Raw genomic sequence first — 26100 nt, forward strand, 5'->3', positions numbered from 1 at the left:
TGCTAACATGGGGTTTAAGGCAGGTCAGCCAAATAGGAAACCTGCCAAAGCATTCGGCCCGGCAGTCTTTATCCAGCTCTCATGCGGCTGAAACTCATCGAGATATGAGCCTGTTGCAGCATCGCGGCAGCCTGAAGATCGCCAGCCTCAAGCGCTGCTGTGACGGTGCTGATCTCGCCATCGAAGATGCGCATTTCATCGCAAAGGTCGATGACGGAATCGATCACCGAGGTCAGCCAGATCCGCGAGGTCTGGTAATAAAGCCGCTCGGCTGTGGTGCGCAGCGGCATATTGCCGGTCAGTTTCAGCGTGGCGAGGAAGAAATCGGTGATCAGCCGGGCAAATTCGCGCGGGGCCGGGTCCTGTAGCAGGGATTGGGAGCGATCCGACAGGGCGCGGAACTCGGCAAGCAGCGCGTCGCTGGGCGGCAGGGGCATTATGTGGCCCATCATGCCGGCCAGTTCCATCCTCAGCTGGTAGGTTTGCGCCAGTTCCTCAAGGTTCACATCGGTGACGAAGGTGCCTACGCCGTGTACCGATTGCACCAGCCCTTCGTCTTCGAGCCGGGCAAGAACCCGGCGCAGCGGGGTGCGACTGACGCCGAATTCCTCGGCCAGTTCGGTTTCCGACAGGCGGGTTCCGGGCGCATAGTCCAGCAGACAGATGCGATCCCGGATTTCCCGGTGCATCAGTTCGAACCGGTCACGGGCACTATAGTCGGCATTGTCGAGATCCAGCGCCATGTTGGGCGAGGATGAGGTCATTGGAGGCCTCCCTTGGTTGGGTGCCTGTGTACCTGTCCCCGCCCGTCGGCGCAAATATCTGTTCAGACCAGTTTAGCAGAGAGCCCTTCGAGCAGCCCGAGGCATTGCGACAGCTGGTCGAGCGAGACGTATTCGTCCGGCTTGTGCGCCTGTTCGATCGATCCCGGTCCGCAGACGGCGACATTCATGCCAAGCCCCTGGAAAATCCCGGCCTCGGTGCCGAATGCCACCAGATCGGCGCCATTTGCCCCGGTCAGCTCCTGCAGGATCTCGCGGGCCTCGTTGTCGGTGACCGGCTCCAAACCGTCGACCTCTCCGATGACCTCGGTGACGATGCCTGCCTCGGGGAACACCGCCTGCATCTGCGGGATCAGGGAATGAGTGCACAGCCGATGCAGGTCTTCTTTGACGAAGTCGGCATCGGATTTCTGCACCGGGCGCATTTCCCAGTCGACCCGCGCCTTGCCGGGGATCACGTTATGGGCGTGGCCGCTGACCAGCGCGCCGGTGTTGATGGTGGTCCAGGGCGGTTCGAACCGGCTGCCTTCAGGCGCGCGGGCGCGCAAGGCGTCCTTCAGTTCCAGCAGGCGGGCGACGTAGCGCGCCGCGTATTCCGCGGCATTCACCCCCAGATCCGGGCCGGATCCGTGCCCTTCGAGCCCGGTGAAATGGGTCGAATACTCATAGCATCCCTTGTGACCTTCGATGATACGCATCATCGTAGGCTCTCCGACGATGCAGACCGAGGGGCGTATCTCCCGTTCTTTCAGCGACTTGGCCAGAGCCTGCGCGCCAAAGCAGCCGACCTCTTCGTCATAGGTGAAGGCGAAATGGATCGGCCGGGTCGGGTTCAGCGCCGCGTAATGCGGCGCCATCGCGGTCGCTGCCGCGATGAACCCCTTCATGTCGCAGGTGCCACGCCCGAACAGCTTGCCGTCGCGCTCCACCATCTGGAAGGGGTCGCTGGACCAGTCCTGATCGGTCACAGGCACCACGTCCGAATGGCCCGAGAGAACGATGCCACCATCGGTATCAGGACCGATGGTGGCGAAAAGATTGGCCTTGCTGCCGGTGTCGTCGGTCCACAGATGAACCTGTGCGCCTGCGCTATCCAGCCGGTCCGCCAATAGCGACATCAACGTCAGGTTGCTGCTCGCGGACACGGTCGGTTGCGCGATGAGTTCTCCCAACAAATCCGTCGTTCGGGGCAGGAAGGTCATTCAGAACCTCGTCTTTCACAAAGATTTTGCGCTCCACATCGCAGAGGGCTTCGGCTGGTCCGTTCTCGCGTATCAGGATCGTCTCGGTGGTCTCAAGCCCCCAGCTGTCCATCCAGAGCGCGGGCATGAAGTGGAAGGTCATCCCCGGCACCAGCACGGTTTCATCGGTGTCCCGCAGCGAAATGGTCCGCTCCCCCCAGTCCGGCGGGTAGCTGAGTCCGATCGGGTAGCCGCAGCGTCCGTTGCGGTCGATCCCGGCCTTTTTCAGGGCGCCATTCAGGGCATTGGCAATGTCACAGGCGCGGTTGCCGGCCTTTGCGGCCTCGATCCCGGCCTCGATGCCTTCGTTCAGCGCGGCAGAGGCGTCCAGCATTTCCTGCGGCGGCTGGCCCAGGTGTACGGTCCGGCACAGCGGCGCGTGATAGCGGCGATAACAGCCGGAAAGTTCGAAGAAGGTCGCCTCACCGGTCTGCATCTCGCGCCCGTCCCAGGTCATATGCGCGGCGGTGGCATCCAGACCCGAGGGCGTCAGCGGCACGATGGCCGGGTAATCACCCCAGTCTTCGCCAACCCCATAGGTGCCGGCCTGCAGCAGGTCGCCCACCAGCTCGTTCTTGCGCAATCCGGGGCGTGCGCGCTCGATGGCCAGATTGACGATGTTTTCGGTGATGCGGGCGGCCCGGCGGATGAACATCAGCTCTTCGTCGGACTTCACCGCACGCTGCCAGTTCACCAGCGCGGTGGCGTCATGCAGGCTGGCGTTGGGCAGGTTCTTTTGCAGGACAGCGTGGGCCTTGGCGGAGTAATAGTAGTTTTCCATTTCCACGCCGACGCGGGCCTTGCCGTATCCGAGCCGGGTCAGATGCGCGGCCAGATCTTCCATGGGGTGGCAGGTGGTCGACTGGATATAGCGGTCGTCGTAGCCGATGACGCTGCGCTCTTCCATCCAGACGGTGCGCAGGGCGCCAAAGGCATCCATCGTGCGGCCCCACCAGATCGGATCACCGTTCAGCCCCAGGATGACACCCTGGTGGACATAGAAGGACCAGCCGTCATAGCCGGTCAGCCAGGCCTGATTGGACGGGTCCGTGACGAAGAGAACGTCGATCCCGGCGGCCTCCATGGCTTTACGGGTCTTGGCGATGCGGCGGGCGTATTCGCCCTCAGTAAACGGAGCAAGTTCCAGTGGCATGGGGACCTCTGTTCAAAGGAGGGGTGTCGGAAATAGGGACTGTAATCTTTGTAGATGAGTACATCCTCCGATTCCGATCTATTCGCGGCAAAGGATTTGCTCAAAACGACACGCATAATCGGCATTTACGACGTCGTGAGCGGCAGGTTGCGTGATTGTTGTGCACAACCGGCGAATCTTTGGACAGTTTTGGTCCAGAGTAGAGCCTACGCCGGTATCGCGGTCACCTGTGTTCTCTCCGGCACGGCAGGTGGCGCAGTGTTCACAGATTCGCGGGGCGCTTTTCCAGTGATCACACCCGTGATACAGCCCTGACGCATGATACGTCTTGATGACCGGGATATCGCCATTCTCCGCGTGCTGACGCAGGAGGGGCGCATTACCAAAGCGGCCCTGGCCGAACGCATCGGCCTGTCTCCGACACCGTGCTGGGACCGGCTGCGCAAGCTGGAAAAGGCCGGGCTGATCGAAGGTTACGGCGCCCGCATCAACCTGCGCAAACTGGCACCGCATATAACGGTGTTTGTGGCGGTGGAAATTGCCGATCACACGGCGGCCCGGTTTCAGGCGTTTGAACTGGCGATCCAGCGCTATGATGAGGTCACGGCCTGCTGGGCGCTTGGCGGCGGCTTCGATTACCTGATGCAGATCGTCACCCATGACATCGATGCTTATCAGCGGCTGATCGATTCGATGCTGGATGCCCGCATCGGCCTGTCGCGCTATTTCACCTATATTGTGACCAAACCGGTCAAAGGTCCGGGCGGTCCGCCGCTGGATATTTTGCTGGGACGGGGGGCTGGCAGCTGAATCTTCTCCTTCATGGGGGAACTTTGGCTACTGTTTCTGGGTCTGGCAGAGGAATGTCCTCCTGAACTTCAGGAGGATTTGCCATGGCCGACACCGCCCTTTCTGCCCGCAGCGACATCGCGGACAAAACGCTAGTCCGTTCATTTTCTTATGTGAATGGCCGGTGGCAGACGGCTGAAGACGGCAATACCTTTGCCGTGAAGGACCCCGGAACCGGAAATGTGGTTGGCCATGTCGCGAGCCTTTCGGCAGAAGAATCCTCTGCTGCGGTCGATGCCGCGCAGAATGCTTTCGCCGCTTGGGCGGGGCTTTTGCCGCAGGAACGTTCGGCCATCCTGCGCCGGTGGTATCAGCTGCAGCTGGACCATAAGGAGGATCTGGCCCGGATCATGGTGCTGGAACAGGGTAAACCCCTGTCCGAGGCGATGGGCGAAATCGACTACGGCGCGGGCTTTGTGGAGTTCTACGCCGAAGAGGCCAAGCGTCCGAACATCGAAGGCGTTACCAGCCACCTGCCCGATGCCGAGGTCGAGCTGTGGCGCGAGCCGGTTGGCGTGGTGGCGCTGATCACGCCGTGGAACTTCCCCTCCGCAATGCTGACGCGCAAGGCAGCGGCGGCGCTGGCGGCGGGCTGCACCGTTGTGGCGCACCCTTCGGCGGAAACCCCGTTCAGCGCCCTGGCGCTGGCCGAATTGGCCGAACGCGCGGGCGTGCCTGCCGGGGTGTTCAACGTCGTCACCGGCGATGCGCCCACCGTGGTCAAACCCTGGACCGAAGATACCCGTGTGCGGGCGCTGTCCTTCACCGGCTCTACCGAAGTGGGCAAGCTGTTGTACCGGCAAAGCGCCGATACGGTGAAGCGGCTGGTGATGGAGCTGGGCGGCCACGCACCGGTGATCGTCTTCGAAGATGCCGATCTTGATCAGGCGGTCGAGGAAACCATGAAGGCGAAATTCGCGACCTCGGGTCAGGATTGCCTCGGTGCCAACCGGATCTTTGTGCAGCGCAGCATCTACCCGGAGTTTTGCAAACGGCTGACGGCGGCGACCAAGAAACTGACCGTTGGTCTAGGCATGGACGACCCGGACATCGGGCCGCTGATGCACGACCGAGTCGTGGCCAAGCAGGAAGAACATGTGCGCGACGCGATTGAGAAGGGCGCCAAACTGGCCTGCGGCGGCGAACGCCACGCCATGGGACCGCTGTTCTATCAGCCGACCGTGCTGACCAACGTGCCGCAGGATGCCAAGATCATGCACGAGGAAACCTTTGGTCCGGTGGCGCCGGTGGCCCCCTTTGACAGCGAAGAGGAAATCACCCAGCGTGCCAATGACACCGAATACGGGCTGGTGGCCTATGTGCATACGCAGGATCCGCGCCGTATCTACCGGCTGTCGCGGGCGCTGCAATTTGGCATGGTGGCCGTGAACCGGACCAAGGTGACCGGTGCGCCGATCCCCTTTGGCGGCGCCAAGCAATCCGGTCTGGGTCGCGAAGGTGCGCGTCTGGGCATGGAAGAATTCACCGAGGTCAAATACGTCTGCCGCGACTGGGCGTGACGGGCTCCTTGCCGGGCAATTGAATATCAAACGATCACACCCGGGCCGTGCGGGCACCGGGAAACGCAGAAGGACTAGATATGCTGAAAAACGATCAACTGGACCAATGGGACCGCGACAACTTCTTTCACCCCTCGACCCATCTGGCGCAGCACGCACGCGGCGAAAGCCCGAACCGGGTGATCAAGACCGCCAGCGGCGTGCATATCGAAGACCGCGACGGCACCAAGCTGCTGGACGCCTTTGCAGGCCTTTACTGCGTAAACGTGGGCTATGGCCGTCAGGAAATCGCCGAAGCCATCGCAGATCAGGCCCGCGAACTGGCCTATTACCACTCTTATGTCGGGCATGGCACCGAGGCGTCGATCACCCTGTCCAAGATGATCCTGGACCGGGCGCCTTCGAATATGTCCAAGGTCTATTTTGGCCTCGGCGGCTCGGACGCCAATGAAACCAACGTCAAGCTGATCTGGTACTACAACAATATTCTGGGTCGCCCCGAGAAGAAGAAGATCATCTCGCGCTGGCGCGGCTATCACGGCTCTGGGCTGGTCACCGGCTCACTGACGGGGCTTGAGCTGTTTCACAAGAAATTCGACCTGCCGCTGGCGCAGGTGGTGCACACCGATGCGCCCTATTATTTCCGCCGCGAGGATCAGAACCAGACCGAAGAACAATTCGTTGCCCATTGCGTCGCAGAACTGGAAGCGCTGATCGAGCGCGAAGGTGCCGACACCATCGCCGCCTTCATCGGTGAGCCGGTTCTGGGCACCGGTGGCATCGTGCCGCCCCCCGCCGGTTACTGGGAAGCGATCCAAGCCGTGCTGAAAAAGCACGACATCCTGCTGGTCGTGGATGAGGTCGTCACCGGGTTTGGCCGTCTCGGCACCATGTTCGGCAGCGATCACTACGGGCTGGAAGCGGATATCATCACCATCGCCAAGGGCCTGACCTCGGCCTATGCGCCGCTGTCCGGTTCGATCGTGTCCGACAAGGTCTGGAAGGTGCTGGAGCAGGGCACCGATGAGAACGGCCCCATCGGCCACGGCTGGACCTATTCGGCGCACCCCATCGGTGCTGCGGCGGGCGTTGCCAACCTCAAGCTGATCGATGAACTGAATCTGGTTGAAAACGCAGGCAGCGTTGGCGCCTACCTGAACCAGTCGATGAAGGACGCGCTGGGCGATCATGCCCATGTCGGCGACATCCGCGGCGAAGGCATGCTCTGTGCGGTGGAATTCGTGAAGGATCGGGATAGCCGCACCTTCTTTGACGCGGCGGACAAGATCGGTCCGCAGATTTCGGCCAAGCTCCTGGAGCAGGACCGGGTGATTGCCCGCGCCATGCCGCAGGGTGATATCCTGGGCTTTGCGCCGCCCTTCTGCTTGACCCGTGAAGAGGCCGACACCGTGGTTGCGGCAACCGCGCGGGCCGTGAAAGCGGTTCTGGGCTAATACCCTAGGCTGAGGTCCGGATACGCCTCGGGCGGGGCGCTCCCGCCCGGATCGGATCCCCTGCGGGAGGATCCTCTCCCGTTGGGCCCGGCAAAAAGAAAGGCGTCGCGCAATTTGCGCGGCGCCTTTCTTTTTGCTGCAGCCGCTGCGCGTTATCGCCCGGCTGGGGGCGCTTTGGATGCGGCCTTTCCAAAAAAATTTGAGCTGCAAAACCAGTCAAATAATTGAATTGTATTAATTTTTCAAAGTTCGACTATCGCACCCGGCAGGCCCCCGGCATTTTCCTTGACCAAAGGTAAGTCCTTGATGGAACATTCTTTTATTAACGGGAGGAAAATTCATGAAACTGACTTCGACGCTGACCGGCGCCGCGCTGGCGCTGTGCACTGCACTGCCCGCATTTGCTGCGGATGTGACCGCACGTATCTCTTTGCAGCTGCCGCTCAAAAGCCACCTTGGCCAGAACCTCTTGATGTTCAAGGAAGAGGTCGAAAAGACCTCGAACGGTGACATCGCGGTGGAGATTTACGACTCCGCGCAGCTTTACAAGGACAAGGAAGTGCCTGCCGCTGTCGGCTCTGGCGCCATCGAGATGGGCGTAGCTTCGCTGACGCGTTATGTCGGGGATATTCCCGCGGTGGATGTCTTCTATATGCCGTTCCTGTTCAACTCCGAGGAAAAGGTGCGCAAGGCCGTTGCGCCGGACAGCCCGGTGCGCGGACCCATCGATGCGGCCATCGCTGATACCGGGGCCACGGTTCTGTGGTGGCAGGCCTATGGCGGCGCGATCATGCTGTCCCAGGACGGTCCGGTGAAAACGCCTGCTGATATGGAAGGCAAGAAGGCCCGCGTCTTCGGCAAGACGCTGGGTGATTTCGTCACTGCGACCGGCGGTGCCCCGACGCTGATTTCCGGTTCCGAGCAGTATCTGGCCTATCAGCGCGGCACCGTTGATATCGGCATGACCGGTGTTTCGGGCGTGAAATCCCGCAAACTGTGGGAGGTCATGGACACTATCACCGTCACCAACCACGCCGATATCGAATTCATCGTCGTGGCCAACACCGACTGGTGGAATGGTCTGTCGCCTGAGCATCAGAAGATCATGTCGGACGCCGCCCGCAAGGCTGAAATCGCAGTGCGGGACGAGATGTCCGCGATCGAGGCTGCCGCCTATGCCGAGGCAGAAAAGGCCGGGATGACGGTGTACCAGCCGACCGATGCAGAGATCGCCGCCTGGAAAGAGGCTGCCGCGCCCGTCTATGACGGTTTCCGCGCCAAGGCCGGTGATCTGGGCGCAGAAATCCTGTCTGCTGCCGAGAAGTTCTGAGCCTGACAGTCACGGACCGGCGCCGCATCCGGGGCCGGTCCATCTTATTCTTCGGGAAATTCCATGCACGTTTTTGCCAGGTTCGTGACTGCGCTGGCCCTTGTGGCGGCGGTCCTCTTTGTTCTTGCGGGGGTCATGCTGACCTATGAGGTCATGGCCCGCTATTTCTTTGTCCGCCCCACCATCTGGGCGGCAGAGTTGAGCCAGTTCTGCCTGATCTGGGGATCGCTGATCGCGGCGCCCTGGTGCCTGCGCGAACGGCGCCATATCCGCATCACGGCGGTGATCTCTGGATTGCCGCGTGGTCCCAGGATCGGCGCGGATGTTTTTGCCATGACGGTGGTGGCGGTGTTCTCCGCTGTCGTGCTGGTCTACGGATATGAGATTTTCCACGACAGTTTCATGCGCGGGCGCACCACCGGCACCATGCTGGACATGCCCATGTGGTACGTCGAACTGTCGCTGCCCTTCGGCTTTGCGGTGCTGCTGCTGCAATCCGTGATCGAGGTCTGGCGCGCGGCGCAGGGGCATATCGCGGCTGAAGGAGAGCATGAATAATGACGGTTTTCCTGATCCTTTTCGCCCTGTTCGCACTGCTGCTTGTCGGTGTTCCGGTTGCCTTTGCCCTTGGTGGGCTGGGCCTGTCGATGCTGATCCTTGGCGGGTTTTCTCCGCTGATGGCACCGCAGGCGATCCTCTCCACTCTGGATGGCTTCATTCTGCTGGCGGTGCCGCTGTTTTTGTTGATGTCCAATGTGCTGCTGAAAGGCGGCGTTGGGCGTGATCTATATGCCGCCGTGCAGGCCTGGGTTGGCCACTGGCCTGGTGGGCTGGCCGTGGCGACGGTGATTTCCTGCGGGTTGTTCGCCGCGATCTCCGGCTCTTCGGTGGCGACGGCCGCTACCATTGGTACCGTTGCCATCCCGGAAATGATCAGCCGCGGCTACGAGCGGCGGTTTGTCTACGGGCTTTTGGCGGCTGGCGGCACGCTGGGCATCCTGATCCCGCCGTCGATCCCGATGATCATCTACGGTTTCGTCACCGAGGAATCGGTGATTGCCCTGTTCTTGGCGGGTGTCGGCCCCGGTCTGGCGCTGCTGGTGCTGTTTGCGGGCTATTCGATGATCTATGCCTCGATGAAGGGCATGGGACGCAGTGAAAAGGCGACCGGAGCAGAACGCCGCCGCGCCACCCTGAGGGCGCTGCCGTCGATTGTGCTGGCCACCGTGGTTGTGGCGGGCATCTATTCCGGCGCCTTTACCCCGACCGAGGCCGCGGCCATCGGATTTGCCTTTGCCGTGGTCATCACCGCGCTGGTCCTGCGCACGCTGACCTGGAAAGCCTTCTGGGAGGCCGCGGTGGACAGCATGGCGACCACGGTCGCGATCCTGCTGATCATTGCGGGCGCCAAAGTGTTCGGAAAGGCGATCACCCTGTACCGTATCCCGCAGGAAATCAGCGCCTTCATCTCGGACGCGGTGTCCAGCCCGGTCATGTTCGTGCTGCTGGTGGCCGGTATCCTCGTGGTGATGGGGCTGGTGCTGGAGGCGCTGTCGATGGTGCTGATCATGACCCCGGTGCTGCTGCCTGCTGCCATGGGGCTGGGCTTTGATCCGATCTGGTTCGGCGTCTTCATGGTGGTCATGGTCGAGGCGGCCTTGATCACACCGCCGGTGGGGCTGAACCTTTACGTGATCCAGGCCGTGGCGCGCGCCACCCTTGGCGATGTGGCGCGTGGGGCGATCCCCTTCCTGCTCCTGATGTTCTTCTGTGTGGTGCTGCTCTATCTGGTGCCCGACCTTGCCCTTTATATTCCCTTCAAATTGTGAGTGACATGACGACACCTGCTGACCGCCTGCGCGCGCTTCTTGCGCAGCCCCGCCTTCACACCATGCCCTGCGCCTATGATGCGCTGTCTGCCAAGCTGATCGAACAGGCCGGGTTCGACCTGACCTTCATGACCGGCTTTGGCGCCTCGGCCTCGCGGATCGGGGCGCCGGATCTGGGCCTGATGAGCTATGGCGAAGTGCTGGATCAGGCTCGCAATATCGCCGGGGCGATCTCCATGCCGCTGATTGCCGACGGGGACACCGGCTATGGCAATGCAATGAACGTGCGCCGCACGGTACAGGGGATGGCGAATGCGGGCTGCGCCGCCGTGATGATCGAGGATCAGCTGGCACCTAAACGCTGCGGTCACACACCGGGCAAGGCCGTGGTGGGCCGCGAAGAGGCCTATGACCGCATCCGCGCCGCCGTGGATGCACGTGAGGAAGGTCAGGATATCCTGATCCTTGCGCGCACCGATGCCCGTCATGATCACGGGCTGAATGAGGCGCTGACCCGCGCGCAGAAGTTCCGCGAGCTGGGCGCCGATATCATCTTTGTCGAGGCGCCCCGGTCCGAGGCGGAGATGCGCGAGGTCTGCGCGGCAACCGACGCACCCAATATGGCCAATATCGTCGAAGGTGGCGAAACCCCCGACCTGCCGCCCGAGGCGCTGGAGGAGATCGGGTATCGTATCGCAGCCTATCCGTTGTCGCTGATGGCCTCGGCGATGCAGGCAATGATGCAGACGCTGGCCGAGATGAAAGTGGGTCAGCCACGTAGCAACCTGATGGATTTCATGGAGCTGCGCCGCCGGATCGGATTTGACGACTACTACGAAGCCTCCGAGCGCTATGCTACATCGGCCCGCCCGGTGACCGGCGCGCGCGAAGGTAGTTAAGCCAGGATCCGCGCAATCATGGTTTACGCACAGTAAACGTGGACAGGATGCCCCTTCCTGCGCTCACTTTGGAACAGGATGCAGCCTTGGGAGGGGAGCGATGCAGTTCGACTATGTGATTGTGGGGGGCGGTTCAGCAGGGTCAACTCTGGCCTCAAGGCTCAGCGAGGATCCGAACACCAGCGTCTGCCTGCTGGAGGCAGGCGGGCGCGGTGACAGCATTCTGGTACGCGCACCGGCGGCGGTGGTCGCCATGCTGCCGGGCCGTCCCAAGATCAACAACTGGGCGTTTGAGACTGTGCCGCAGCCGGGCCTGAACGGGCGCAAGGGATACCAGCCGCGCGGCAAGGCGCTGGGCGGCTCCAGTGCGATCAACGCCATGCTATATGTGCGCGGTCATGCGGGTGACTATGATGAATGGGCAGCGCTGGGCTGTGATGGTTGGGGCTGGAGTGACGTGCTGCCCTATTTCCAGCGCGCCGAAAACAACGAAGCTGGCGGCGATGCGGTGCATGGCGGTGACGGCCCCCTGCAGGTCAGTCACCAGAAATCCCCGCGCCCCATCACTCGCGCCTTTGTCGAGGCGGGCAAGGCGCTGCAGATCCGCGAGACGGCGGATTTCAATACTGGAGATAATGAAGGCATCGGCCTTTATCAGGTGACGCAGTTCCACGCGGCGGAGAAGAATGGCGAGCGCTGCTCGGCCGCGGCAGCCTATCTGCACCCGGTGATGGATCGTGCGAACCTGACGGTGATCACCGGCGCCCACGCCACCAAGGTGCTGTTTCAGGGTAAGCGCGCCACCGGCGTTGCGTACCGGAAGGGCGGGCAGGATCTGACGGTCAACGCCGGGCGCGAGGCGATACTCTGCGGTGGCGCCTTCAATTCACCGCAACTGCTGCAGCTGTCGGGGGTGGGGCGCCCCGAGGATATCACGCCGCATGGGATCGGTATGGTGCACGAGTTGCCCGGCGTCGGGCAGAACCTGCAGGATCATCTCGATTTCACCCTCGCCTACAAAAGCAAGGACCGGGACAATTTCGGGATCTCTTTGCCGGGCAGCGTCAGCCTGCTGAAACACATCAACGACTGGCGCAAGACGGGCAAGGGGATGCTGGCGACTCCCTTTGCCGAAGGGGCGGCGTTCCTGAAGACCGATCCGACACTGGAGCGCGCGGATGTGCAGCTGCATTTCGTCATTTCCATCGTCGACGATCACGCCCGTAAGCTGCATCTGGGGCATGGCTTCAGCTGTCACATCTGTGTGTTGCGACCGAAATCGCGTGGCTCGGTCGGGCTGACCTCGGGCGATCCGATGGCGCCGCCGCGGATCGATCCGCAGTTCCTGTCCGATCCCGAGGATCTGACCACCCTGATCAGGGGCGTGCGCAAGACCCGGCAGATCATGCAGACGCCGCCCTTGCAGGGCTACATCCATAAGGAGCTGTTCATCGAAGGTGAGCCGGATGACGCAGCGTTGGAGCAGCACATCCGGGCGCGGTCGGATACGATCTATCATCCGGTGGGTACCTGCAGGATGGGGCAGGACGAAATGGCGGTCGTCGATCCGGAATTGAAAGTGCGCGGTATGGAGGGCCTGCGCGTTGTGGATGCATCGGTCATGCCGCGGCTGATCGGGGGCAACACCAACGCACCGACCATCATGATCGCAGAAAAAGCCGCGGATCTGATCCGCAACCGGGCGGCTCTGGCCGCCGAGTGAATTTTGGAGGAGCAAGGCAAAATGCTTGGCAAGATGATGCACAAACCGCTGACGATCAGCTCGTTGATCGAACACGCGGGCCGGTACCACGGCAACACCACCGTGACTTCGGTCGAAACCTCGGGCGAGGTCGTGCATTCCAACTGGGGTGAGATCGAGGCGAATGCCCGCAAACTGTCTGCCGCGCTGAAGCGTCTTGGCATCAAGGCAGGAGAGCGCTGCGGCACCATCGCCTGGAACAACCGCCGCCATCTGGAAATCTATTTCGGTGTCTCCGGTGGCGGGATGATCTGTCACACGATCAACCCGCGCCTGAAGCCGGAACAGCTGATTTACATTATCAACCACGCAGAGGATCAGGTGCTGTTCATCGACGCCACCTTTGTGCCTGCGGCGGGCAAGCTGAAAGAGCACCTGAAAACGCTGAAACACATCGTGCTGATGGGTCCGCGGGATGAGGCGGCCGCCGAGGCCGTGCCAGGCATCCTGTTCTACGACGAACTGCTGGCCGCCGAAGGCGATGACAACAGTTGGCCCGACCTTGATGAAAACACGCCGTCGAGCCTGTGCTATACCTCAGGTACCACGGGCAACCCCAAGGGCGTGCAATATACCCACCGCACCACTGTGCTGCACTCGATGGGCGGCAACCAGCCGGACGGGCTGGCGATCTCGGCGCGCGACACGGTGATGGCGGTGGTGCCGATGTTCCACGTCAACGCCTGGGGTGTTCCCTATATTGCGGCCGCCGTCGGAGCCAAGCTGGTTCTGCCGGGGCCGCATCTTGATGGGGAAAGCCTGGTCAAGTTGATCGATGGCGAGCGGGTCACCCTTGCGCTGGGCGTGCCGACCATCTGGATGGGGCTGTTGCAGGCGCTGGAGAAGACCGGCAGCAAGGCCGAAAGCCTGAAGCGTACCGTTGTGGGCGGCTCGGCCCTGCCGACGGTTATGATCCCGACCTTCCGCGACAAATACGGAGTGGAGTTGATCCACGCCTGGGGCATGACCGAAACCAGCCCGCTGGGTACGCTCAACAACCTTCTGCAGAAACACGACAACCTGAGCGTCGAGGAAAAGGGCAAGATCCGCGAAGGGCAGGGGCGTCCGCCCTATGGTGTCGAACTGCGCATCGTGGACGAGGCGGGCAAACGCCTGCCCGAGGATGGCGAGACCCAGGGCGAGTTGCAGATCCGTGGTCACTGGATCATCGATACCTATTTTGGCCATGACACCAGCGCGCTGACCATGGATGGCTGGTTCGATACCGGCGATGTCGCCACCATCGATGCCGATGGCTATATGATCATCCGCGACCGGTCCAAGGACATCATCAAGTCGGGCGGTGAGTGGATTTCGACGGTGGAGCTGGAAGACATCGCCATGTCCCACCCCAAGGTCGCCCAGGCGGCTGCCATCGCGGCCCGGCACCCCAAGTGGGATGAACGTCCGGTGGTGATTGCGGTGCGTTCCGACGAAAGTCTGACCGAAGAAGAGCTGTTGGCGCATTACGAAGGCAAGGTTGCAAGCTGGCAGATTCCGGACCGCGTGGTCTTTACCGATGATCTGCCGCTGGGCGGCACCGGCAAAGTGCTCAAGAACAAGCTGCGCGAATCATTCGGCGACATCCTTTTGGACGCTTGAAACGCCCTTCTGATCCCGCCCTTTTTGTGGCGGGGTCAGACCCCCGCCACACCTTCGCCACAAAGCTGCCACATCGTTGACTTGAGGTCGTCTCGGTTCACCCCTGAAAACCACATTTATGCCCTTAAATCATTTGTTTAGATGTCTTAATAGCAGCCAATTTTAGCTGTTAAGATCTGATTAACACACTGCCTGATACCCCGATTGTGGGTGAAAAAAAGTGGTGGTTGAAATGAGCGCTCAAAGCAATGTAGCTCCGATAATTATCAAGAAGAAAAAGTCAGGTGGTGGCGATGGTCATCACGGCGGTGCATGGAAGGTGGCCTACGCCGACTTCGTGACCGCGATGATGGCATTCTTCCTTCTGATGTGGCTCCTGAATGCGACCACTGAAAAGCAGCGCAAAGGTCTGGCTGACTATTTCTCGCCGTCCATTCCGCTCAGCCGGGTCTCCGGTGGCGGCAACGGCGCGTTCAGCGGGGACAGCATGTTCACCGAGGATGTCAAACCGCAAAGCGGCATTGGCGCGACGGACGAACACCCGACAAATGCGCGGCAGGCTCAAGGCGCGACCGGGCTGATGGATGCAAGCGAGCAGTCCGCCCAAGAGGAGGTTTTCCGGGTCGTCGAAGAGGAGCTGAAAGGGCTTGGCGGTGAAAGCATGGTCTCGACCGACCTGGCGCGCCATATCGTGACACGGGTCACCGACGAAGGTCTGATCATCGAATTGTTCGAAACCGAAGACGCAGCACTGTTCGAAGATGGTACAGCAGAACCGACGCCCTTGTTCCGCGATCTGGTGCGCATGGTGGCCCGGGTCAGCGGTACGGTAGCCAACGGTATCGCCATTGGCGGGCACATCCGGTCCCAGCCTGTGGTGCTTGCCAAGAACCCGGTGTGGGAGTTGTCGCACGCCCGGGCTGATGCCGCCCGCCAGTTACTCGAATCGGGTGGTCTGAAATCTAGCCGAATCCATCGGATCACAGGCTATGCCGACCGTACTCTGGCCGTTGAAAACCCCATGCGGGTTCGCAACAACCGCGTCGAAATCACCCTTTTGCGCAAGTAAAACATGACAATTAACCACCACCGGGCGGCGACAGATAGATTGGATTTTATCTGTTAGCCGCCCGTTAAGTGCTCGTGCGCTAGCTATTGCATCAAGAATTTGAAGCAGCAGAAAGGCGTGCTATGACCATTTCTTCGTCGCTATATGCGGGTGTATCCGGGCTCGGCGCGAATGCCAGCCGACTGGCCTCCATCTCCGATAACATCGCGAACTCCTCTACCGCTGGCTACAAGCGCGTCCAGACGGATTTCCATTCGATCGTGGCGGGGTCCTCTGGCGGTGCCTATAGTGCGGGCGGTGTGCGGACCACCAATGTGCGTCTGATTGATCAACGCGGTCCCCTGGTGACGACAGATAATCCGACAGACCTGGCAGTGCGCGACGGCGGTGGCTTCCTGCCTGTGACGACCCTTTCGGAAATTGCAGCAGGTAATGGCGCGCCGTCGATGCGGCTGACCACTGCGGGATCCTTCAGCATGAATTCCGATGGCTATCTCGCAACGGAATCGGGGCTGGCACTGCTTGGATGGCCGACAGATGCTGCCGGGAACACCTTGGCCGGCGCTGTGGACTCGAGCGATGGTCTGGAGCCGATATATCTGAATAAGAACCAGCTGGTCGGCGAGCCGACAACCAAAATGCAGATTGGTGCCAACCTGCCTGCGACAGCGACGGAGGCTGGCGCAACCTCAGGGGTTGAATCCCTGTCGATCGAGTATTTCGACAACCTTGGATCCTCGGAAAATCTGGATATCGAGTTCACTCCGACGGTGCCCGCGACCGGTAAATCCAACCAATGGACGATGACCATCAAAGATACCGCCAGCGGCGGCGCGGTTGTGGGTGAATATACTCTGGAATTTGACGACAGTCGCACCGATGGCGGCAATCTGGCTTCGGTAACTGATGTGAGCGGTGGTGCGTATGATGCTGCGACCGGTAGTGTTATCGTTACTGTCGATGGCGGCCCGATCGAAATCAATATCGGCCTGATCGGTGAAAATGATGGTTTCACCCAGGTTTCCGATACCTTTGCACCCGCGACCATCACCAAGGATGGTGCGACTGCGGGCAACCTGCTTGGGGTTGATGTAGACACGTCGGGCTTTGTGCGGGCCAATTATAGCACTGGCGCAAGCCGCATCCTCTACAAGATCCCGCTGGTCGATATGCCTAACCCCAATGGGATGGTGTCGCTGGACTATCAGACCTTCCTCCCGTCAGCAGATAGCGGTGCGTTCTTCCTGTGGAATGCGGGCGATGGACCCACCGGTGAAATTGCTGGCTTCACGCGTGAGGAATCTTCGACCGATGTGGCGGGTGAGCTGACCAACATGATCCAGACGCAGCGGGCCTATTCCTCGAACGCGAAGGTTATCCAGACCGTCGACGAGATGCTTCAGGAAACCACCAACATCAAGCGTTAACGCGCTGATGCGCAATGACCCCGGCTTAGAAAGAGCAGGCTGATCATGTCTATCACAAGTGCAATTAACTCCGCGATGAGCGGATTGAATGCTGCGTCACGATCTTCACAGATCGTGTCCGAGAACCTCGCCAACGCGCTGACCCCGGGTTACACGCGGCGGACACTGGATCTGAATGCGAATGCCTACTCTCCGGGGGTGAGAATCGGTGCGGTCCAGCGCATGGTCGATCCGGGGGTGGTCTCTGCGCGCCGCGATTCTGAGGCTGAATATGCCGTGGCTGAGGTCAACGCGACTTTTTACGCGCGGATGAGCAGCCTTGTCGGCAGCGTTGACGATGAATCTTCGATCGCATCGCAGATGGCCAACTTCGACGGCAGTCTGGTCGAGACGTTGTCTCGGCCCGACTCCACGCCGCGTTTGAACGATCTGGCGGTGAAGGCGGACCTTCTGGTCCGCTCGATCACCGACGCGGCTGACGGGCTCCGCGATATGCGGGTTCAGGCCGATACCTCGATCGGTATTCAGGTCGACAAGGTGAATTCCACCCTGAAGGAGCTTGAAAAGCTGAATGCCCGCGTTGTCGTGGCCAAAGCTGCGGGGGCCGACACCACGACATTGCTTGACCAACGCAGCATGCTGGTTGATGAAATCAACGCGATCATCCCGGTCAATGTTATCAACCGGGATGGTGGCAGGATCGCGCTCTATTCCTCCGGTGGCACTGCGCTCTTGGAGGGTAAAGCTTCTGAGCTCAGCTTCTCTCCCAAAAGTGACATGCTGCCTCATATGACCCAGGACAACGGGCTGTTGTCAGGGCTTGAGGTGAATGGCAAACCGATCAGCACAAGCGCAAACGGCCCCATCCGAGGCGGCACACTGGTTGCTCAGTTCCAGGTCCGTGACGTGCTGGCCGTGAAGGCGCAGGACGATCTTGATGCCTATGCCCGCGATCTGATCGAACGGTTCCAGGATCCGGCACTCGATTCCACGATCGGCGCCACGGATGCGGGTATCTTCACTGATGGTGGCAACTTCTTCGATAGCGCCGACACGGTTGGGATTTCCGGCCGACTGGAGCTGAATGATCTGGTTGCCATGGATGGTCAGGCGGAAACCTGGCGTTTCCGGGACGGGCTTTATGCAGCCACGCAGGGTGATCCCGGTGACGGCAGTCTGATCAATGGCTACGCAGAGGCCCTGAAGGAAAACCGTTCTCTGAGTTCGACAGGTCTTGGCAGTGTCAGTGGCGATGCCTCGACGCTGAGTTCCGTCTTGCTGTCCCGGTTTGCCCGCGACGATAACAGCGCGTCGAACACGCTGACCTTTGCGGCAGCCAGCTATACCGAAATGGCCCAGACCGAGGCGAGCTTTGGTGTCGATACCGATGCCGAGCTGCAGAACCTGATGCTGTATGAAAAAGCCTATGGCGCAAATGCCAAGGTGTTGTCCGTCGTGGATGGCCTGCTGGAAACTATTCTGGGGATCTGATCAATGATTATTAAGTCCTATGGCGACATGGCGCAGCATATGTTCTTGCGTAACCGCAACGCCGAGCTGAAGCAGGATATCGAAAGGCTGGGGCAAGAGCTTGCCAGCGGGAAACTCTCCGATATTACCGCCAGACTGGGTGGTGATTTCACGTATCTTTCCGATATCGAAACCAACCTGACCCGCCTGGAAAGCCATGTGATTGCCACCAACGAGGCAAAGCTTTTTGCAACGGGCATGCAGGGCAGCCTGGAACTGATTCAATCTTCGGCTCAGACCATGCGTGACAATTTGCTGGGCCTGACACCAACGCTCAAGCCTGACGATGCAGAGCGTTTCGGTGCGGAAGGACGGATCCAGCTAGATAATGCCATCAGCAAGCTGAATTCTTGGGCCGGTGGCCGCAGCCTGTTTGCCGGCACCGCCACCTCTACCTCGCCGCTGAATGATGCAGGTACGCTGATGACCGAACTGGTGTCCGAGGTTTCGGGGCTGACAAGCGCAACGGACATCGTGCAGGCGGTAAAGGATTGGTTCGCCGATCCGATGGGGTTTGACGATGCCATGTATGTGGGCTCCACCAAGGATCTGTCACCGGTCGAGGTCGCCGATGGGGAAACCGTATCGCTTGCGCTGCGCGCCGATGATCCTGCTTTGAAGCACCCGCTGCAAAGCTTTGCCATCGCGGCTCTGGTCAACGAAAGCGCGCTGGGTTTGAGCGACACCACCAAGGTTGAGCTTGCCAAGATGACTGGGACGGAACTGCTCAACAGCACCGAACAGCTCATCGATAAACAGGCTAGCATCGGCTTTATCGAAGGGCAGTTGGAGCGCGTGAGTACACGCAACACCGCGACCGAAACCAGTCTGAGCATCGCCAAAAACAACCTGATCAACGCGGACCCCTATGAAACGCATACACGCCTAGAAGAAGCTCAGCTGCAGCTGGAAAGCCTCTACTCGGTGACCTCGCGTAGTTCCCAACTGTCGCTGCTGAGGTACATGTAATGTTGAAATTTCTACGTCTCCTCATCGCCTGTCTGCTTCTGCCTGCGATGGCTCAGGCCAGCGCGATCCGGCTGAAGGATCTGGTGGAGTTTGATGGCGTGCGCGGCAATGATCTGGTTGGTTACGGCCTGGTTGTGGGGCTGGATGGCACCGGTGATGGTCTACGCAATTCGCCTTTCACCGAAGAAATCATGTCGAACATTCTGGAGCGCCTCGGCGTTAACGTGACGGGCGAACAATTCCGTCCGAAGAACGTGGCCGCAGTGTTTGTGACAGCAACTCTGCCACCGTTTGCGCGGGTTGGCGGCAACGTCGATGTGACGGTTTCGGCCATTGGCGACTCCAAAAGCCTGATGGGCGGCACCCTGATCATGACGCCACTCAATGCGGCCGACGGTCAGATCTATGCCGTGGCTCAGGGGACCATCCTGGCCGGTGGCACCGTCGCCGAGGGGGAGGCCGCCAGTGTGACGCAGGGCGTGCCGACCGCTGGTGTGATCCCGGCAGGTGGCCGGGTTGAGCGGGAGATCGATTTCGATCTGTCCTCTCTTTCGTCGATGCGTCTGGCGCTGCGTGAACCGGATTTCACCACCGCAGGCCGGATCGAACGGGCCATTAACGCTGAATTCGGCCGCAGCGTTGCCCTGATGCGGGACTCTGGCACGGTTGAGGTGGATATCCAGCGTACCCGTGCGCGATCCACGGCCCATGCGGTCGGCCGGATCGAAAACATCCTTGTCGAGCCACAGCGCAAGGCGCGTGTTGTCATTGATCAGGCTTCCGGCACCATTGTAATGGGCAGCGACGTGCGGATTTCGCGGGTGGCCGTGGCCCAGGGTAATCTGACCCTCCGGATAGAAGAAGCACCGCTTGTGGTACAGCCCAACCCGTTCGGAAATGGCGAATCGGTCGTCGTTCCGCGCACTGGTGCTGCCATCGAAGAGGAAGAGGGCATCCAACTGGCCGAGGTTCCCGAAAGCACTTCCCTGTCCGAAGTCGTCGCTGGGCTCAATGCGCTGGGTGTCTCTCCACGGGACATGATCGATATCCTGAAAAGCCTGAAAGCGGCGGGAGCTTTGCACGCGGAATTCGTAGTGCGCTGAAGCCAGCCAAAGCACATTACAAAAGCCCGGATCGCTTGCGCGGTCCGGGCTTTTCTTTGGCCATGTCTGCAAAGCGCGTTTTTCGGCTTTGAGCCCGATTTGCCATCGCCGCTCCGGGTTTGAATGAGCGAGAACTGCAACAGCGAGTGAATGACCTGTAAGCCCTTCCGCACATGTCGGTGGCACGGCAAACCGAGAAACCGGGCTCCACAATTAATTTGATCGCGATCAAGTCGGATGTTGCGACCAATCGTTAATCTTTCGCGCAGACAGATTTTCTAGCCTAACCATTTTGATATGAAGGAGAGCAGATTTGGCTACCCCTGAAGAGAAGGGCTGGGACGCCATCATCATCGGCTCTGGCATGGGTGGGATGGCCGCGGCCGCCGCGCTTTCGAAGCTTGGGCACAAGGTCCTTCTTCTGGAGCAGTACCAGACGCTTGGAGGTCTGACCCACAGCTTCTCCATGGAAGGGTTCACTTGGGATGCGGGCATCCACTACCTCAATTGCGTCGCTCCGGAAGATCGCGAGCGCCACATGCTGGACTGGCTGTCGGACACGCCGATTGAGTTCACCTCCATGGGTTCGATTTATGACAACCTGCATATCGGAGATGCGGCGCCGCTGTCCCTGTCGCGACCTTACGAGGCTCAGGAGCGTGATCTTAAGGATCGATTTCCGGGCGAGGCTAGGGCCATCGAAGCGTGGATCGCTGCGCTCAAGGAAGGCAGGCAGGCGTCCTTTACGGCTACTTCTACCCGTGCAATGCCTGCGATCATCGGGTCGGCTATGAAGTGGTGGCATAGCCACGCCATCGACCTTTGGTGCAAGCGGACGACGCAAGAGGTTATCGACGAGATCACAGACAACCCCGATCTGGCCGCCGCCTTCGCTGCGCAGTGGTTCGACCATGGCGGCAGACCCAGCAAAGCGAGCTTTGCGATGCATGCCCTGATTACAGGCTCTTACCTTGAGAGCGGCGCCTGGTATCCGTCGGGCGGTGGCGCGTCCTTTGCAGAGCACATCCTGCCGACGATCACAAAGGCCGGGGGAGAGGCGCGGGCAGACACCAGAGTCGAAACGCTGGTCATCGATAATGGGCGGGCCGTTGGCGTCCGCACGGCAGAGGGAGAGGAAATCCGAGCAAAGTTCGTGATCTCCAATATCGGGGCGCGCGAGACCGTAAACTCGCTTTTGCCCGAGGGGAGCGGACATCAGGACTGGATCGAAGAGATCAACGCATTGCCCCACTCGGTGGCTCATTTCAGCCTCTTTATGGGCTTTGAGGGCGATATCGAGGATGCTGGAGCGACCCGTTCGAACCATTGGATATACCCAGGTGGAAAGGTGGACGTCGTCTGGACCGACGCTCCCGACAATCGGCCCCCGGGCATGTTCGTTTCGTTTGCTTCGCTAAAGGACAGTGCGCACGATCCCGGCCCGTCCCGCAAATACGCCGGAGAGATCGTGGCGTGGACCGACTGGTCGGTGGTGGAGAAGTGGGCCCGGCTGGAGCCTGGCGCACGGGGCGAGGACTACCGGGAGTTCAAGGAAAAGGTCGAGGATATCCTGTTCGCGCAGTTCGAGACATATTTCCCCGACCTCGCCAAGCTCGTGGTATTTCGCAACCTATCGACGCCCCTCTCCACCAAGGCGATCACGGGACATTATCGCGGCGGTTTCTACGGCATAGACGTCACGCCCAAACGGGTGCTGAGCGACGCACTCCAGGTAAAGACACCGGTACCGGGGCTAATCCTTTCAGGTCAGGACGTTTTGACACCGGGCATTCCCGGAGCCCTATGGGGTGGAATCTTCGCCGCGGCCAGCATTGATCCGAAGGTCTGGCGCGAGCTTCCTAAGTAGGTTGTGATTTTTTGCGCGATGTCACCGTGAAACGGCTGCAATAGCAGACTTTCGGTCGGCAAGTTCGAACGCCCGTTTCCTCCGCACAGTGGACCTACATGTTTCGCAGGCCGCGTCTCGTTGCATGTGGCTGATGCTTGAGGTGGAAAATGCGCATTGTTTCGTACGCAGACTTCGACCAGGGACACGAGAATTGAGAACTTGAGGATCAGTGACAGAACCAAACTGAGCGCGTCACGGAACATAACATAAAAGGCCCCCCGAACCGCTGTTCGGAGGGCTGAGATCTGTCTTGAATGTCTGCCGGTCCGGCTAGGATGGATAGTAACTGCGTACCAGGGCGGTTGCGATCAGGCTCCAGCCATCGGCGACCACGAAGAACGCCAGTTTGAACGGCAGGGAGACCACTGCTGGGGGCACCATCATCATACCCATGGACATCAGGATAGCGGCGACCACCAGGTCGATAACCAGGAAGGGGAGAAAGACCAGAAAGCCAATCTGAAATGCCCGCGCGATTTCCGACAGAAGAAAGCTGGAGACCAGAACAGACAGCGGCGCATCGGCTGTTGGATCGATCCCTTGGGTGGCTGGGCGCAGATCTGCGATGGCATAAAAGGTGTCCGGATCCAGCCGGTTTGCCATGAAGGCTCTGAAGGGTTCCAGCCCCCGGGTAATGCCGGTTTCGACGTCCACCTGTTCTTCGATCAACGGGCTGATCCCGTTCACCCAGGCTTCGTTGAATACCGGCTCCATCACGAAATAGGTCAGGAACAACGCCAGGCTGATCATCAGCATGTTTGGCGGCGCCTGCTGCAGGCCCATGCCCTGGCGCAGGATCGACAGCACCGTTACGAGGAACGGAAAGCAGGTAACCATGATCAAAAGGCCGGGCGCGAGGCTCAGCACGGTGATCAGCAGAATCAGCTGGATGGACCGCGCCGAAATCGACTGTCCATCCGCCAATGATAGGCTCAGTTCTTGAGCAACGGCGGCCTGCGGCAGGGCCAGCGCCAGAAAAAGCGCCAGCGCCGCATAGGCGATAGGTTTGTGTGTCATCCCAGCCCGTTTTGCAGATCGGCAATTTCGGTCAGGCGCACGGCAAGCTGGCCAGCCTGATCGCCTTCCATTTCTTCCAGCTGACCGCGGGCGACCAGACGGTCCCCGACATAAAGGTCAACCGGATCCTCGACCCGTTTGTCCAGAGTCAGGATCGCGTTTTCGCCAAGGTTGACCAGATCGCGGATCAGTGGCCGGGCCTTGCCGACCGAAACAACCACTTCCACTGGAACCGATACGAAGGGGTTGCTTGCATCGGTGGCTTTCATATTGAGTTCGGCTGCATTATCCATACTGGCTGTCCTCTCTGACATGATAGGTAAAGGCGTCGATCGAACCATGAATAGATTCGAGCAGCGCGGAGCTGTTTAGTTCGCGTTCGGAGGCGCCGACACGCAGATAAGCCTGACCTTCGGCCAGGGTATCGTCTTCCTGAACTTTCACCGGAACCGAGATGTTTTCTGCAACAAGGGCACGGACCGCGTGGCTTTCGCTCGGCGACACCACGATCTGCATCGCCTGATCGGTCTGGAACCGGGCCATATCGGTCAGTTGATCAACGATGTGGTGGCCAAAGGTGGCTGACATAGCATCCGGCAGGACCGAACTGGTCAGTACCTTGAACATCGGGTCCAGCGATTCGATGAGCTGGGCCTGGGCCTCGTGGTAGGTAAAGTTCAGGTCTTCAAGCGAACTGGCCAGCGTGGCCGAAATCCGCGTTGATTCCTGATCCTTTGCGCTGATGGCGTCTTCCCAGCCAGCGCTGTATCCCTTTTCAAAGGACACCAGCCTTTGTTCTTCGACGGCCTCCTCGGAAAGCCCGGGGTCGGGGGCTTCGACGGCTGAACCGCCGCCGAAGTCTTCCAGAAGGTGCGTGATACTCATCAGACTCGTTCCTCGTTCTCTTCCAGCCAGCCGCGCAGAATCTGGACGGTTTCTTCCTGACGTTCACCGATCATGGAGCGCAGCCTGTCGACGGGGTTTTCGCCACCACCACCCAGTGCGGGCAGTCCGCCCAGGTCGTCCAGGCCGCTACCCATGCCGGGCATATCGCCAAGTGGAGCAAAATCGCCGCCCATGTTGTCTTGGATTTCTCCGTCCAGGGCGAGATTCGCACCCATGTCCGGGTTCGACATGAAGTCGCCACCTCCGCCCAAGGCGGGCAGATCAGGCAATGCACCGCCGGTAGGTGCGCTCAGCGCGGCGACAGAGGATCCTTTGTTGGACAGAATCGGGCGGACAACGAAGAGGCCAAGGATTAGGGTAACCAGTGCCAGGGCCCCCATCTGGATCAGCGACATGGCGTCGAAATACAGATTGTCCATGAAGGAGCTGGTGGCCACCGTGCCCTGCGGCTCGACAGAGGGAAGATCCATCGACTTCAGGGTAATCACATCACCGCGGTCCGCGTTAAATCCGACAGCGGCCGAAATCAGCTCGCGCAGGGCTTGCAGTTCTTCTTCGGGGCGCGGTTCAAAGACGGTTTCACCGGCTTCGTTGGTCGCCATGCCACCGTTGACCAGCACCGCGACGGTGAGACGCTTGATGGCACCGGGGCCGCGCACGATCTCTTTTTCGGTTTCGGAGATCTCGTAGTTTACCCGTTCCCGCGTTGCGCTGGTGTTCGCCTTGGAACCCTGGCCTGATGCAGCATCCCCATCGGGAATATTCGAGGCGACGGTCACCTCTCCGGCCTGGTTCTGAGACGAATCGGCGCGTTCTTCCACATCCGTGCTGATCGCAACACGGCTTTCCGGGTCGACCCGCTTTTCGCGGATGGATTCGGTGTCGGTTACGGTCTCGACACTGACTTCAACCACTGCGTTGCCATGGCCGACTCGGGCCTCAACAAGGCGCATGACCCGATCGCGGATGGATTGCGACCTGTCATCGGAGCCTGCACCCGCTGCTGCTGCAGCCTCGGTGGATCCGATCAGGGCACCATTGGCATCGATGACGGCGACGTTTTCCACCGCAAGGCCGGTGACGGCCGAGGCAACCAGAAAGCGAATCGCGTTGGCCTGCGCCGGTGTAATGGGCGACCCCATCGGCACCACGGATACCGATGCGGTGGCATCTGCGGTCCGCTGGAAAGGATTCGTTCCAGTATTGGCAATATGGACTCGCGCTTGGGTAATATGCGGGCTGCCGACGATGGTCCGGGCCAACTCGCCTTCTTTTGCACGCCAGTAGGCGGCGTCGAACATCTGCGAAGTCGTTCCGAACCCGCTGAGCGAATCGAGCAGTTCGTAACCGCGCCCGCCATTTGCCGGAAGCCCCTCGCTTGCCAGGGTCATCCGAAGCTCGTCGCGTTTGTCCGAGGGCACATAAATAGAGCCGCCGCGGACTTCATATTGGATGTTGCGCTGCTCAAGCGAGCTCACCACATCTCCGGCCGTGCCGCTTTCCAGCCCGGCGTATAACAATTGCATTGTTGGCTTGGTTGCCAAATTGGACATCGCCAGGATGCTGAGAATCACGGCCAAAGTCGCGCCAATTGCGATCAGGCGCTTCCGCGTATCCAAACCTGCCCAGACATTCTTGATCTGCTGCACATTAACCTCCGTCGCACCGGCGTTCTGTCCGGCGTGCAACCTTTTTGAACGAACGGCCTTAACATTCGGTTAGTTCCTCACGGGTTATGAAGAGGAGCAC

Annotated in this window: 22 protein-coding genes; 15 read left to right on the forward strand and 7 right to left on the reverse strand. The window is 60.3% G+C overall.

Annotated features, from left to right (window positions below):
• Positions 1–68: 68 nt before the first annotated feature.
• The 3 genes from JL2886_RS11365 to JL2886_RS11375 form a co-directional block, all read right to left on the reverse strand.
• Positions 69–764 carry a GntR family transcriptional regulator gene (locus JL2886_RS11365; protein WP_065272108.1) on the reverse strand — a complete coding sequence of 232 codons (696 nt, stop codon included), beginning with the start codon at positions 762–764 and terminating at the stop codon, positions 69–71.
• Positions 765–826: 62 nt separating this feature from the next.
• Entirely contained in the window at positions 827–1984 is a 1158-nt protein-coding gene (gene argE / locus JL2886_RS11370; RefSeq protein ID WP_065272109.1) for an acetylornithine deacetylase, read from the reverse strand.
• Complete coding sequence (locus JL2886_RS11375; protein WP_082996066.1) at positions 1872–3176, reverse strand: M24 family metallopeptidase; 1305 nt, start codon at positions 3174–3176, stop codon at positions 1872–1874. The genes argE and JL2886_RS11375 overlap by 113 nt, the downstream gene beginning before the upstream one ends.
• Positions 3177–3497: 321 nt before the next feature.
• Between JL2886_RS11375 and JL2886_RS11380 the strand changes: the two genes are divergently transcribed.
• The 15 genes from JL2886_RS11380 to JL2886_RS11450 all read left to right on the forward strand — a co-directional run bounded on the left by JL2886_RS11380 (position 3498) and on the right by JL2886_RS11450 (position 22386).
• Positions 3498–3986, forward strand: coding sequence for an Lrp/AsnC family transcriptional regulator (locus JL2886_RS11380; RefSeq protein WP_065273657.1), 489 nt, complete (start codon positions 3498–3500; stop codon positions 3984–3986).
• A gap of 83 nt (positions 3987–4069) precedes the next feature.
• Positions 4070–5545 (forward strand): NAD-dependent succinate-semialdehyde dehydrogenase, encoded by a 1476-nt coding sequence (locus JL2886_RS11385; RefSeq protein WP_065272110.1) that lies wholly within the window; start codon positions 4070–4072, stop codon positions 5543–5545.
• An 80-nt stretch (positions 5546–5625) separates the two neighbouring features.
• Positions 5626–6999 (forward strand): aspartate aminotransferase family protein, encoded by a 1374-nt coding sequence (locus tag JL2886_RS11390; RefSeq protein WP_065272111.1) that lies wholly within the window; start codon positions 5626–5628, stop codon positions 6997–6999.
• 340 nt (positions 7000–7339) lie between these two features.
• Positions 7340–8329 (forward strand): TRAP transporter substrate-binding protein DctP, encoded by a 990-nt coding sequence (gene dctP, locus JL2886_RS11395; RefSeq protein ID WP_082996067.1) that lies wholly within the window; start codon positions 7340–7342, stop codon positions 8327–8329.
• Between the two features lie 63 nt (positions 8330–8392).
• Positions 8393–8887, forward strand: a complete 495-nt coding sequence (locus tag JL2886_RS11400; protein WP_065272112.1) for a TRAP transporter small permease — start codon at positions 8393–8395, stop codon at positions 8885–8887.
• Positions 8887–10158, forward strand: coding sequence for a TRAP transporter large permease (locus JL2886_RS11405; RefSeq protein WP_065272113.1), 1272 nt, complete (start codon positions 8887–8889; stop codon positions 10156–10158). The genes JL2886_RS11400 and JL2886_RS11405 overlap by 1 nt, the downstream gene beginning before the upstream one ends.
• A gap of 5 nt (positions 10159–10163) precedes the next feature.
• Positions 10164–11057: an isocitrate lyase/PEP mutase family protein gene (locus JL2886_RS11410; RefSeq protein ID WP_065272114.1), complete on the forward strand. Its 894-nt coding sequence runs from the start codon at positions 10164–10166 to the stop codon at positions 11055–11057.
• A gap of 100 nt (positions 11058–11157) precedes the next feature.
• Positions 11158–12780 carry a GMC family oxidoreductase gene (locus tag JL2886_RS11415; RefSeq protein WP_065272115.1) on the forward strand — a complete coding sequence of 541 codons (1623 nt, stop codon included), beginning with the start codon at positions 11158–11160 and terminating at the stop codon, positions 12778–12780.
• 21 nt (positions 12781–12801) lie between these two features.
• The gene (locus JL2886_RS11420) at positions 12802–14421 is read left to right on the forward strand and encodes a long-chain-fatty-acid--CoA ligase (RefSeq protein ID WP_065272116.1); all 1620 of its coding nucleotides are present in this window, start codon (positions 12802–12804) and stop codon (positions 14419–14421) included.
• Between the two features lie 232 nt (positions 14422–14653).
• Positions 14654–15490, forward strand: a complete 837-nt coding sequence (locus tag JL2886_RS11425) for an OmpA/MotB family protein (protein ID WP_065272117.1) — start codon at positions 14654–14656, stop codon at positions 15488–15490.
• 122 nt (positions 15491–15612) lie between these two features.
• Positions 15613–16917, forward strand: a complete 1305-nt coding sequence (locus tag JL2886_RS11430; RefSeq protein ID WP_065272118.1) for a flagellar hook protein FlgE — start codon at positions 15613–15615, stop codon at positions 16915–16917.
• A 45-nt stretch (positions 16918–16962) separates the two neighbouring features.
• A complete protein-coding gene (gene flgK, locus JL2886_RS11435; RefSeq protein ID WP_065272119.1) occupies positions 16963–18408 on the forward strand; it encodes a flagellar hook-associated protein FlgK in 1446 nt (481 codons plus the stop codon).
• Positions 18409–18435: 27 nt separating this feature from the next.
• The gene (locus tag JL2886_RS11440; RefSeq protein WP_237028361.1) at positions 18436–19416 is read left to right on the forward strand and encodes a flagellin; all 981 of its coding nucleotides are present in this window, start codon (positions 18436–18438) and stop codon (positions 19414–19416) included.
• Positions 19416–20519 (forward strand): flagellar basal body P-ring protein FlgI, encoded by a 1104-nt coding sequence (locus tag JL2886_RS11445; RefSeq protein ID WP_065272121.1) that lies wholly within the window; start codon positions 19416–19418, stop codon positions 20517–20519. Before JL2886_RS11440 ends, JL2886_RS11445 begins: the two co-directional genes overlap by 1 nt.
• Positions 20520–20832: 313 nt before the next feature.
• Positions 20833–22386: a phytoene desaturase family protein gene (locus JL2886_RS11450; protein ID WP_237028362.1), complete on the forward strand. Its 1554-nt coding sequence runs from the start codon at positions 20833–20835 to the stop codon at positions 22384–22386.
• 312 nt (positions 22387–22698) lie between these two features.
• Here the strand turns inward: JL2886_RS11450 and fliP are convergent, their stop codons facing one another.
• From fliP to fliF, 4 genes are read right to left on the reverse strand one after another with little or no spacing between them, the layout of a single operon-like run.
• A complete protein-coding gene (gene fliP / locus JL2886_RS11455; RefSeq protein WP_065272122.1) occupies positions 22699–23445 on the reverse strand; it encodes a flagellar type III secretion system pore protein FliP in 747 nt (248 codons plus the stop codon).
• On the reverse strand, positions 23442–23738 hold the full coding sequence (locus JL2886_RS11460) for a FliM/FliN family flagellar motor switch protein (RefSeq protein ID WP_065272123.1): 297 nt from the start codon (positions 23736–23738) through the stop codon (positions 23442–23444). The genes fliP and JL2886_RS11460 overlap by 4 nt, the downstream gene beginning before the upstream one ends.
• Positions 23731–24330, reverse strand: a complete 600-nt coding sequence (locus JL2886_RS11465; RefSeq protein ID WP_065272124.1) for an ABC transporter ATP-binding protein — start codon at positions 24328–24330, stop codon at positions 23731–23733. Before JL2886_RS11465 ends, JL2886_RS11460 begins: the two co-directional genes overlap by 8 nt.
• Complete coding sequence (gene fliF, locus JL2886_RS11470) at positions 24330–26000, reverse strand: flagellar basal-body MS-ring/collar protein FliF (protein WP_065273660.1); 1671 nt, start codon at positions 25998–26000, stop codon at positions 24330–24332. The genes JL2886_RS11465 and fliF overlap by 1 nt, the downstream gene beginning before the upstream one ends.
• Positions 26001–26100 lie beyond the last annotated feature (100 nt).

The organism is Phaeobacter gallaeciensis, from assembly GCF_001678945.1.
In the GTDB taxonomy this organism is placed as follows: domain Bacteria; phylum Pseudomonadota; class Alphaproteobacteria; order Rhodobacterales; family Rhodobacteraceae; genus Phycobacter; species Phycobacter gallaeciensis_A.